Below are 10,669 nucleotides of genomic sequence, written 5' to 3' on the forward strand. Positions count from 1 at the left end.
GACGGCGCGGCGGTCCGGCGGCGGCGGCGTGCGGCGCCGGCTCGCTCGGCGGTGCCGTAGCCGACCAGCACCGACCCGGAGCCCTCGCCGGACGACGCGGGCGCCGCGGCCTCGGCCACCGGCGCAGCGGGCGCCCCGGCGTCGGCCGCCGGCGCAGCGGCGTCGGCCCCGGACGCGACCTCGATGATCGGCGTGCCGACGTCGACCGTGTCACCCTCCTCCACCAGCAGGGACACGACGGTGCCGGCCCACGGGGACGGCAGCTCGACGAGCGACTTGGCGGTCTCGATCTCGACGATCACCTGGTTGACGGCCACGGTGTCGCCGGGCTTGACGCGCCACTCGACGATCTCGGCCTCGGTGAGGCCCTCCCCCACGTCCGGGAGCGGGAACCGCTGGGTGCTCATGGGCGAACTCCTTCCGTCGAGACCCGGATCCTCGGGGGGATCCGCCTCGGGATTCCCCCGAGGATCCGGGTCTCGGCGCTACGTCAGAACGAGAGGGAACGGTCGACGGCGTCGAGCACCCGCTCGACGCTCGGCAGGTAGTCGTGCTCGAGCTTGGCCACGGGGTAGGGGGCGTGGAACCCGCCCACCCGCAGCACGGGCGCCTCGAGCGCGTAGAAGCACTCCTCGGTGACGCGGGCGGCGACCTCGCCGCCGACGCCGTGGAACACCGGCGCCTCGTGGACGACGACGCAGCGGCCGGTGCGGCGCACGCTGTCGACGACCGTGGGGAAGTCGATCGGCGACACCGCGCGCAGGTCGACCACCTCGGCGCTGGTGCCCTCGGCGGCGAGCGCGTCGGCCGCCTTGAGCGCCGTGGCGACCGTCGGCCCGTACGCCACCAGGGTCACGTCCGAGCCCGGCCGGGCGACGCGCGCCCTGTCGAGGACGCCCTCGGCCGGCGCGGCGTCCAGGTCCACGTCGTCCTTGGACCAGTACCGGCCCTTGGGCTCGAGGTAGATCACCGGGTCCGGCGAGGCCACCGCCGCGCGGATCATGTCGTAGGCGTCCTGCGGCGTCGACGGCGAGACCACGCGCAGGCCGGCCGTGTGCGCGAACAGCGCCTCGGGGCTCTCGGAGTGGTGCTCGACGGCGCCGATCCCGCCGCCGTACGGGATGCGGATGACCACGGGCATCTCGAGGCGCCCGCGCGAGCGGTAGCGCATCTTGGCCAGCTGGGTGGTGATCTGGTCGAAGGCCGGGAACACGAAGCCGTCGAACTGGATCTCGCACACCGACCGGTAGCCGCGCAGCGCCAGGCCGATCGCGGTGCCGACGATGCCGGACTCGGCCAGCGGCGTGTCGACCACGCGGTCCTCGCCGAAGTCCTTCTGCAGCCCGTCGGTGACGCGGAAGACGCCGCCGAGGCGGCCGATGTCCTCGCCCATGAGCAGCACGCGCTCGTCGGACTCGAGCGACGCGCGCAGGCCCTCGGTGATGGCCCGGGCGAACGTCAGCTTCTGCGCCGTCATCGCGCCACCTCCTGCGACTCGTCCCCCTGCGTCTCTTCCTCGTACCGCGCCAGCCAGGCCCGCTCCTCGTCGACCTGGGCGTGCGGCGTCGCGTACACCTCGTCGAACATCGCGGACGTCGGCGGGGCGCCGAGCTCGCGCACCTCGCGGCGCAGGCGCTCGCCGAGCGCCTCGGCCTCGGCGTCCAGCTCGGCCGCCCACGCGTCGTCCCACGCGTCCTCGGCGCGCAGCAGCGCGGCCAGGCGGTCGATGGGGTCGCGCTTGCGCCAGTAGTCCTCCTCCGCGCGGTCGCGGTAGCGCGTCGGGTCGTCCGACGTCGTGTGCGCGCCCATGCGGTAGGTGAACGCCTCGACGAACGTGGGGCCGCCGCCGCTGTGCGCCCGCTCGAGCGCCTCGGCGGTGACGGCGTAGCAGGCCAGCACGTCGTTGCCGTCGACCCGCACGCTCGGCACGCCGAAGCCCTCGCCGCGCTTGTAGATCGGCACGCGGGCCTGGCGGGTGGTGGGCTCGGAGATGGCCCACTGGTTGTTCTGGCAGAAGAACACGACCGGCGCGTTGTTCACGGCGGCGAACACGAGACCCTCGTTGACGTCGCCCTGGCTGGTGGCGCCGTCGCCGAAGTAGACGACGACGGCGGTGTCGCGCCCGGGGTCGCCGGTGCCCACCAGCCCGTCGCGCTGCACGCCCATCGCGTAGCCGGTCGCGTGCAGGGCCTGCGAGCCGATGACCAGCGTGTACAGGTGGGTGTTCGTGGCCGCCGGGTCCCAGCCGCCGTGGTCCTCGCCGCGGAAGAGCCGCAGCCGGTCGACCGGGTCGACGCCCCGCACCTGCAGCACCCCGTGCTCGCGGTAGCTGGGGAAGACGTAGTCCTGCGGGGCGAGGGCGCGGCCCGAGCCGACCTGGGCGGCCTCCTGCCCCTTGCCCTGGGCGTACAGGGCCAGCTCGCCCTGGCGCTGCAGGGCCGTGGCCTCGTCGTCGAACCGGCGGGTGAGCACCATGTCGCGGTACATGCGCCGCAGGTCCTCGCCGGTCAGGTGCGCCACGCGGTCGCGGTACGCCGCGTTCTCGGCGGTGGTGACGCGGGCGCCGTCGGGCGCCACGAGCTGCACGAGCGGGACGTCGCTTCCGACGTCGGTGGCCTCGGTGCCCACACGCTCTCCTTCGCGATCGGGAACAACCTACGGTTTCGTAGCCTACGCAAGCGTAGGTTGTCCGCACGCCGGCGCACCCCCCGGCAGCGCCGCCAAGGGTCGCGAGCGGCCTTTGGAGGATTCCTCCAACCGCGTGCCGGCGCCGGGAGCGGCCGGCGCTGTCCCTGCCTGCCGCGGGTACCTCGTTCCGCACTTCCGGTGGTGCGCGCCTCGAGCGGCGACCGCGCCCACGGACCCGCCCCGCGCCGCCTGGCCGGCCCCGCGCTCGAAGCCGCCGCGGCGACCCCGGGGTCGCACGGCGCGCGGCGCGGAACCGCTCGCGCGGGCAGAGCGGGCACCACCCGCCGGGCCACCCCGCAGCAGGCGCCGCCGGGCCGACGCACCCGCCGGCCGAGGGATGACAACGTTTGCACCCACTGGTAGCGTGACCGCCGCTTGGCGCTGACATGGGAAATCGGATGTCTCTCGGCATCCGGATCAACGGAGATCAGATGCGGACAGCACGGAACCGACCCCCCGACTCTGCCCTGCGCGGGGACGCTCCACCGCCCACGCCGGTGCGCGCCGTCGTCGTCGGCGCCGGGACGATCGCCGGCGCCAGCCACATGCCGGCCGTCCAGGCGCTCAGGGACCGCGTCGCCGTCGTCGGCGTGGTGGACGTCGACGACGGCCGCGCTCGGGACTTCGCCGCCCGGTGGTCCGTCCCCGTCCACGGCACCGACCTCCGCGACGTGCTCGGCCGGTGCGCCCCGGACCTCGCGATCGTGTGCGCTCCCCCGGCCCAGCACCGCGAGCTCGTGACGCAGTGCCTCGACGCGGGCGTGGACGTCTGGTGCGAGAAGCCCGCCGGCATCAGCCTGGCCGATCTCGACGCGATGTCACGCCACGAGCGGCCAGGGGGGCCGTACGTCAGCTTCGTCGCCCAGCACCGCTTCGGCGCCGGGGCCAGGCGCCTGCGCGAGCACCTGCTCTCGGGCGAGCTCGGCCGGCCCCTCGTCGCGCTGTGCAACACCATGTGGTTCCGCCCGCCCGAGTACTTCGACGTCCCGTGGCGCGGGCGGTGGGCCACCGAGGGCGGCGGCCCGACGCTCGGCCACGGCATCCACCAGATCGACCTGGCGCTGTCGCTGCTCGGCGACTGGACCGAGGTGCGGGCAATGACCGGCACCCTCGACCGCGCGATCGAGGTCGAGGACGTCTCGATGGCCGTCGTGCGCCTCGAGTCGGGCGCGATGCTCTCCGTCGTCTGCTCGCTGCTGTCGCCTCGCGAGGAGAGCTACCTGCGCTTCGACCTGACCGACGCGACCGTCGAGCTGAGCCACGTCTACGGGTACGACAACCACTCCTGGACGTGGGCACCGGCCCCGCACGTGACCGACTCCGAGCGCGTCCGCTCGTGGCCGCCCACCGACCCGGGGCCCAGCGGTCACGCCGCGCAGCTCGCGCACGTGCTCGACCGCCTCACCACCGGTGAACGACCGGAGAGCAGCGGCACCGACGCGCGCCGCACCCTCGAGCTCGTCACCGCCATCTACCGCTCCGCCCGCACCGGCCTGCCCGTGCGGCGCACCGACCTGACGACCGACGACCCCTTCTACCACTCGCTCAGCGGAGAGCACCCCGGCGGTACCTCCATGACGACGACGTCCGAGGGGGAGGGCTGATGGCCGGCATCGCCACCGTCCCCGAGGTGCCGTTCGGGCGGCCGACCCCCGCCGAAGGCGCCCGGAAGGTCCCTCGCTGCGTGGCCGGGGGTGCCTGGTCCCCGCCACGCGGCCCCGGTCGCACGGGCCAGGCCCGTCACGATCCAGACGTCACGAACACAGAGAGCAGCTCATGATCAACGTCGCCGTCGTCGGCACCGGCAACATCTCCCCGTCGCACCTGCGCGCGTACCTGGCCTTCCCGGACCGGTGCCGCGTGGTCGCGCTGTGCGACATCGTCCCCGAGAAGGCCGAGGCGGTGAAGCGCGAGCTCGGCCTGGACGACGCGACAGTGCACGCCTCGCACGCCGAGGTGATCGCCCGCGGCGACGTCGACCTCGTCAGCATCTGCACCCCGCCCGACACGCACGAGGGGCTGAGCGTCGAGCTCCTCCGCGCCGGCGTCAACGTGCTGTGCGAGAAGCCGATGGCGCCCTCGCTGGCCGCCTGCGACGCGATCCTGGCCGCGGAGGCCGACAGCGGGGCCGTGTTCTCCTCGGTCGCGCAGAACCGGTACCGCGACGACGTCGCGACGATGCGCGCCGTGCTCGAGTCGGGGCTGCTCGGGCCGATCACCTCGGTGCAGGTCGACTCCGCGTGGTGGCGCGGGCTGCCGTACTACGACCTGTGGTGGCGCGGCACGTGGGCGCAGGAGGGCGGCGGCTGCACGCTCAACCACGCCGTGCACCACGTCGACCTGCTCCTGCACCTGTTCGGTGCACCCCGCTCCGTGTCGGCCGTCCTGACCAACGCGGCGCACGAGAACGCCGAGATCGAGGACCTGTCGGTCGCCGTCCTCACCTACGACCGGGCGCTGGCGACGCTGACCAGCTCGGTGGTGCACCACGGGCAGGACCAGCGGTTCGTGGTGCACGGCCGCGACGCCATGGTCTCGCTGCCGTACCGCGCGGTCGCCGAGCAGGCCCAGCCCAACGGCTTCCCGGTGCCGGGCGGCGACGCCGAGCTCGTCGCGAGGCTGGACGCCCTCGCGGCAGCGCAGGCACCGCTCGAGCACACGGCCCACCGGGGGCAGGTCGACGACGTCCTGTCGGCGCTCGAGGAGGGCCGACGCCCGACGATCGACGGCCACGACGGCCGCCGCACCATCGAGTTGATCACGGCGATCTACAAGTCCGGCATCGAGCGTCGTGCCGTCGACCTCCCGCTGGCGGCCGACGACCCGCTGTACCAGCGCGGCACCCTGCCGGACGTCGCGCCGCACTTCTTCGAGAAGACGACGTCAGCCCGTGACCTCGCGGGCGCGATCAGCGTCTCGGGCACCCCCGAGGCACGGTGAGGACCGCTCTCATGTCGATGTCATCCGCATCTCCTGCGTCCGACGGGGCCACCTACGCCCCGGACCCGCTGCCTGCGCCCGTCGTGTCCGAGGGCGACTTCGTCTTCGCCGCGGTCGGCCTCGACCACGGCCACATCTACGGCATGTGCGCCGGTCTGATCGGGGCCGGCGCCACCCTCAAGTGGGTCTACGACCCCGACCCTGCGAAGGTGGCGACGTTCGTCGAGCGGTTCCCCCAGGCTGCCGTCGCCCGGTCGGAGGCCGAGGTCCTCGACGACCCGGCGGTCCAGCTCGTCGCCGGCGCCGCCGTGCCGAGCGACCGCTGCGCCCTGGGCCTGCGCGTCATCGAGGCCGGCAAGGACTACTTCACCGACAAGGCGCCGCTGACCACGTTCGACCAGCTCGCCGCGGCCCGCGCGGCCGTCGCTCGCACCGGGCGCAAGTACGCCGTCTACTACTCCGAGCGCGTCCACGTCGAGACCGCCGTGTTCGCGGGCCAGCTCGTCGAGCAGGGCGCGATCGGCCGCGTGCTCCAGGTCGTGGCGTTCGGGCCTCACCGCCTCAACGCCCCGTCGCGCGACCCGTACTTCTTCGACAAGGCGCGCTACGGCGGCATCCTCACCGACATCGGGTCGCACAACATCGACCAGATCCTCCACTACACGGGCACCACCGATGCCACCGTCGTGCACTCCCAGATCGCCAACTACGCGCACCCGCAGCACCCCGGCCTGGACGACTTCGGCGACGCGAACCTCGTGACGAGCACCGGGGCCACCGGCTACCTGCGCTGCGACTGGTTCACGCCCGACGGCCTGCAGACGTGGGGCGACGGACGCCTCTTCATCCTCGGCACCGAGGGTTTCATCGAGCAGCGCAAGTACATGAATCTCGGCACGGACGAGGGGCCCGGCCACCTGTTCCTCGCGAACGGCAGCGAGGAGACCCACTACCGGGTCGCGGGCAAGGTCGGGTACCCGTACTTCGGCCAGCTCGTGCTCGACTGCCTCGAGCGCACCGAGAACGCCATGACGCAGGCGCACGCGTTCAAGGCCATCGAGCTCGCCCTCCAGGCCCAGGCGAACGCCACGGACCTGTCGGACTTCGACCGCACGGCAGCGGCCACGGCCTGACGACCTGCACGGGGACGCGACGGGGCTCGCCCGGCACGGTGCCGGGCGAGCCCCGTCGTCGTGCCGCGCACGCTCGGCCCTGAGGACGCCTCAGGCGGTGCGCCAGCGCCGGGCCACCTCGAGCAGCAGGTCGTTGGCCTCCCGCTCGCCGATGCTCACGCGGATGCCGTCGCCGGCGAACGGGCGCACCAGCAGCCCCGCCGCCGAGGCCTCGGCGGCGCGCGCCGACGTCGCCTCCCCGAACGGGAACCACACGAAGTTGGCCTGCGTCTCGGGCAGCTCCCAGCCCTGCGCGGCGAGGCCCTCGACCACGCGGGTGCGCTCGGCGACCAGCGCGTCGACCCGCTCGAGCAGCTCCGCCTGGGCGGCCGGCTGCAGCGAGGCGATCGCGGCACGCTGCGCCACGTGCGAGACGCCGAACGGCGTCGACACCGCGCGGATGCCGGCCACCAGGCGCGGGGAGCCGACGGCGTAGCCGACGCGCAGCCCGGCGAGGCCGTACGCCTTGGACAGCGTGCGCAGCAGCACCACGTTCTCGTGCCGGTTCATCACCTCGACGCCGTCGGGCGCCTGCGGGTCGCGCACGAACTCCAGGTACGCCTCGTCGACCACCACGAGCACGTCGCTCGGCACGGCGGCGACGAGGTCCTCGAGCTCGTCGCGGTGCACCACGGGCCCGGTGGGGTTGTTCGGCGTGCAGACGAGCACGACGCGGGTGCGCGGCGTGACGGCGGCGGCCATCGCCGGCAGGTCGAGCCGGCCGGCCGCGTCCACGGGCACGGTGACCGCCGTGCCGCCCGCGACGGCGACGGCGATCGGGTAGGCCTCGAAGGACCGCCAGGGGAAGACGACCTCGTCACCGGCGTCGACCACCGTCTGCAGGATGTGCGCCAGCACCGCGACCGACCCGTTGCCGACCACGACCTGCTCGCGCGAGACGCCGGCGTGCTCGGCGAGCGCCTCGACCAGCTCGCTGGCGTACATGTCCGGGTAACGGTTCGTCTCGGTCGCCGCGGCGGCGATCGCCTCGAGCACCGACGGCAGCGGCGGGTACGGGTTCTCGTTCGACGACAGCTTCCAGACCCGCTCCCCCGCGCCGGCGCGGGCGCCGGGCACGTAGGGCGGCAGCGCGTCGACGGCCTCGCGCAGCGGCACGTGGCCGTGTGGGGCGTGAGCGGCGGGGGCGGGCGTCTCGGTGGTGGGCTCCTCAGGCACGGCCCCAGGATGCCACCGGCACGCCGCCGGCCGGCGCGCCGGTCACGATCCGGCACGGCCGGCGCCACCCGTGCCCGGAGAGGGCGGCGATGGCAGGATGCCGGTGTGAACTTCGTCGTCCGCGTCCTCGTGACAGCCCTGGCCCTGTGGCTGACCAGCCTCATCGTGCCCGACCACGTGGAGATCGTGGGCGGCGAGTCGACCGGCGGGCGGATCGTCGCGGTCCTGGCCGTCGCGCTGGTCTACAGCCTGGTCAACATGCTGGTGAAGCCGATCGTCAGCTTCCTGTCGCTCCCGCTGTACATCCTGACGCTCGGGCTGTTCACCCTGGTCGTGAACGCCGCGATGCTCGGCCTGACCACCTGGATCACGGGCCGCGACTGGTTCTCCGGCCTGCCGGCCTGGGGCCTGGAGATCCACGGCGGGTTCTGGTGGTACGTGATCGCCGCGCTCATCGTGTCGGTCCTGCAGCTGGTCATCGGCGCGTTCGCCCCGAAGCGCGACTGACGCCGGCCGCGCTCACGGCAGCGACGCCACCGTGCCGGTCAGCCCGGTGCCGGTCAGCCCGGTGCCGGTCAGCCCCGGCGCTCCGAGCGGCGGCGCCGGCCCCACGCCCGGCAGGGACGGCCCGACGCCGGGGAGCACCGGCCTCGGCAACGGCGACGGAGCCGGCTCCGGCGCGGGCCGCGGCGCCGCCACGCGCCGCGCGGCGTAGAACCGCGTCGTGGACCGCTCGCCCTGCAGCAGCGGCTCGATCTGCCCGAGCACCCGCTCCACCGGCACGCTCCCGGACTCGCGGGCGGCCGCGAGGGTGCGCAGGTGCGTGGCCATCGCGTGCGCCCCGGCGACGCTGCCGCTCGCCGCCCGGTCCGCCGACGACGCGGAGGCGGCCAGCCGCCTCCCGACGGTCACGCGGTCGGCGGTGCGCGGGTTCTCCCGCGCCGAGCGCCCGTCGAGGTTGCTGACCAGCTCCTCGTCGTTCTCGAGGTGCAGCACCGGCACGCCGCGGGGCGTCGCGAACGTCGCCGTGGGCGCGCCGGCGGTCACGACCCCGCCCACCCGGAACTGCGAGCGGAACGACGGCGAGGCCGCGAGCGCCGCCGCGGCGATCCCGCCGAGGCTGTGCCCCACGAGCACCACGGGCTCGCCCGCCCCCACGCCCGCCCGCTCCATCGCCGCCGTGACGGCGGCCGTCACGGCGGCGGCCTCGTGGGCCATGAGGTCGACGTCGGTGACCGCGTCGAACGGGTGGTCCGGCGGCCACGGCTCCTGGGTGCCCGGCACGAGCACCACCCACGAGTCGGGCCCGTCGGCGTGCTCCACCCGCTCCACCGCGAGGGTGCCCCGGGGTGTGCCCGCCGGGGGCCGCAGACCGTCCTCGCCACCACCGCCACCGCCGTCCGCACGCTCACCACCGGCGCCGCCGCCGACGACCGCCGGGACGCCGCTGCCCCACGGGTAGAGGTCGGCGGTGCGGGCGAGCGCCTCCGCGACGCTGCCCGACGGCTCGGCGGCCCACCCCGGTGGCCCGCCGTCGGCGCCACCGGGCCGGAGCACCTCGCGCAGCCGCACCTGCGTCACCGGCATCAGGGCGTGCACGAGCGTGCTGAGCACGCGTGCGCCGCCGGTCACGGAGACGTCGCCCTGCGACAGCGCGGGCGCCCCGAGGGCGACGCCGGCCCCGGCGCCCGCCACGAGCTCGTCGCTGAGGGGCCCCGCCGCCCGCACGAGCGTCTCCGTCGTCGCGTCGCCGCCCAGCCGCGCCGCCAGCCAGCCCAGCCCTCCGACCGCCGCGGCGCCGACGCCGGCCCGGACCAGCCCGGCGGGCGGCACCGCCGACACCAGGAACCCGGTCGCGAAGGCGTCGACCGAGACCACCGCGCCGGCCGCCCGCTCGACGAGCGACTCCGCGTGCTCGTACAGGCCGGCGGCGGCCAGCAGCCGGTCGCGGAGCCCCTCGCACTCCCTCGCGCGCTCGTGCAGGCGCCGCCCCAGGCCGGCGGCGGTGTCCGCGAGCCGGCGGCGGCGGCCGAGCACGTCCGGCGGCGTCGGCTCCCCCGCCACGCCGGGCATCCTCCACAGGGCGCCCTCCGCGGAGCTCGCCGCCGCGGCGCAGGCGGACGCGGCCGCGCGCAGGGCGTCGGCGGCGGCGTCGAGGCGGGCGGCGGCGCCACGCACGGCGGCGGCGTCCACCCCGGTGACGGCGGACCCGCCGACGACGACGAGCGTGTCCTCGACGTCACTCACCACGGCGTGCCCGTCGCCGCCACGGCGAGCTCGGCGACGTCGCCGCGCAGCCCCGCGAGCATCGCCCCCAGGGACTCCCGGAACCGGTCGGCCGCCGTCGCCTCCCAGCCGACGGCGTGCGCCAGGCGGGCGTCGGAGCTAGCCGCCACCGCGTCGTCCAGCGCGCGCCGCAGCAGCCCGACGGCCTCGGCGACCTGCGCCGCGCCCGCGTCGCCGAGCACTGCGCCGCCGTCGAACGCCCGTCGCACACCGCCGTCCAGCACCGTGCCTCCCCCTGCCCTCGCCGCCTCGCCGGCGTCCGCGTCCACCCGCGTCCCCGCTCGGTCGACGCTACGGAGGCCTCGGCAGGCGCGCGGGCGTCGCTCCGCCCGCTGTGGACGACGGCGCCGCGGCACCGCTGGGGACACCGCCGGAGGGCCGCGCGGCCCGGCCCCGGCCCCGGCGCG

General features: G+C 75.3%; 10 protein-coding genes. 4 read left to right on the forward strand and 6 right to left on the reverse strand.

The features are described from left to right. From GSF02_RS17740 to pdhA, 3 genes are all read right to left on the reverse strand, one after another. Positions 1 to 407, reverse strand: a 407-nt coding sequence (locus tag GSF02_RS17740) for a biotin/lipoyl-containing protein (RefSeq protein ID WP_328799041.1), incomplete at its 3' end; no start/stop codon positions are given. 83 nt (positions 408 to 490) lie between these two features. Next, positions 491 to 1,477 carry an alpha-ketoacid dehydrogenase subunit beta gene (locus GSF02_RS17745; protein ID WP_159798699.1) on the reverse strand — a complete coding sequence of 329 codons (987 nt, stop codon included), beginning with the start codon at positions 1,475 to 1,477 and terminating at the stop codon, positions 491 to 493. Continuing rightward, complete coding sequence (gene pdhA / locus GSF02_RS17750; RefSeq protein WP_159798700.1) at positions 1,474 to 2,628, reverse strand: pyruvate dehydrogenase (acetyl-transferring) E1 component subunit alpha; 1,155 nt, start codon at positions 2,626 to 2,628, stop codon at positions 1,474 to 1,476. The genes GSF02_RS17745 and pdhA overlap by 4 nt, the downstream gene beginning before the upstream one ends. A gap of 557 nt (positions 2,629 to 3,185) precedes the next feature. Between pdhA and GSF02_RS17755 the strand changes: the two genes are divergently transcribed. The 3 genes from GSF02_RS17755 (at position 3,186) to GSF02_RS17765 (ending at position 6,761) form a co-directional block, all read left to right on the forward strand. Beyond that, positions 3,186 to 4,292, forward strand: a complete 1,107-nt coding sequence (locus GSF02_RS17755) for a Gfo/Idh/MocA family protein (RefSeq protein WP_235915679.1) — start codon at positions 3,186 to 3,188, stop codon at positions 4,290 to 4,292. 172 nt (positions 4,293 to 4,464) lie between these two features. After that, complete coding sequence (locus GSF02_RS17760; RefSeq protein WP_159798702.1) at positions 4,465 to 5,628, forward strand: Gfo/Idh/MocA family protein; 1,164 nt, start codon at positions 4,465 to 4,467, stop codon at positions 5,626 to 5,628. 11 nt (positions 5,629 to 5,639) lie between these two features. After that, a complete protein-coding gene (locus tag GSF02_RS17765; protein ID WP_235915680.1) occupies positions 5,640 to 6,761 on the forward strand; it encodes a Gfo/Idh/MocA family protein in 1,122 nt (373 codons plus the stop codon). A 90-nt stretch (positions 6,762 to 6,851) separates the two neighbouring features. On the opposite strand, the gene hisC is transcribed toward GSF02_RS17765, so the two are convergent. After that, the gene (hisC, locus tag GSF02_RS17770) at positions 6,852 to 7,976 is read right to left on the reverse strand and encodes a histidinol-phosphate transaminase (protein ID WP_235915681.1); all 1,125 of its coding nucleotides are present in this window, start codon (positions 7,974 to 7,976) and stop codon (positions 6,852 to 6,854) included. A gap of 105 nt (positions 7,977 to 8,081) precedes the next feature. On the opposite strand from hisC, the gene GSF02_RS17775 reads away from it, so the two are divergent. Next, entirely contained in the window at positions 8,082 to 8,483 is a 402-nt protein-coding gene (locus GSF02_RS17775) for a phage holin family protein (protein WP_159798703.1), read from the forward strand. Between the two features lie 12 nt (positions 8,484 to 8,495). On the opposite strand, the gene GSF02_RS17780 is transcribed toward GSF02_RS17775, so the two are convergent. Both GSF02_RS17780 and GSF02_RS17785 read right to left on the reverse strand, forming a co-directional pair. Then, positions 8,496 to 10,226, reverse strand: a complete 1,731-nt coding sequence (locus GSF02_RS17780; RefSeq protein WP_159798704.1) for a hypothetical protein — start codon at positions 10,224 to 10,226, stop codon at positions 8,496 to 8,498. After that, positions 10,220 to 10,531 (reverse strand): hypothetical protein, encoded by a 312-nt coding sequence (locus GSF02_RS17785; RefSeq protein WP_159798705.1) that lies wholly within the window; start codon positions 10,529 to 10,531, stop codon positions 10,220 to 10,222. The genes GSF02_RS17780 and GSF02_RS17785 overlap by 7 nt, the downstream gene beginning before the upstream one ends. Positions 10,532 to 10,669: the final 138 nt, after the last annotated feature.

This window comes from Puerhibacterium puerhi (assembly GCF_009846865.1).
GTDB classification, from domain to species: Bacteria; Actinomycetota; Actinomycetes; order Actinomycetales; family Cellulomonadaceae; genus Puerhibacterium; species Puerhibacterium puerhi.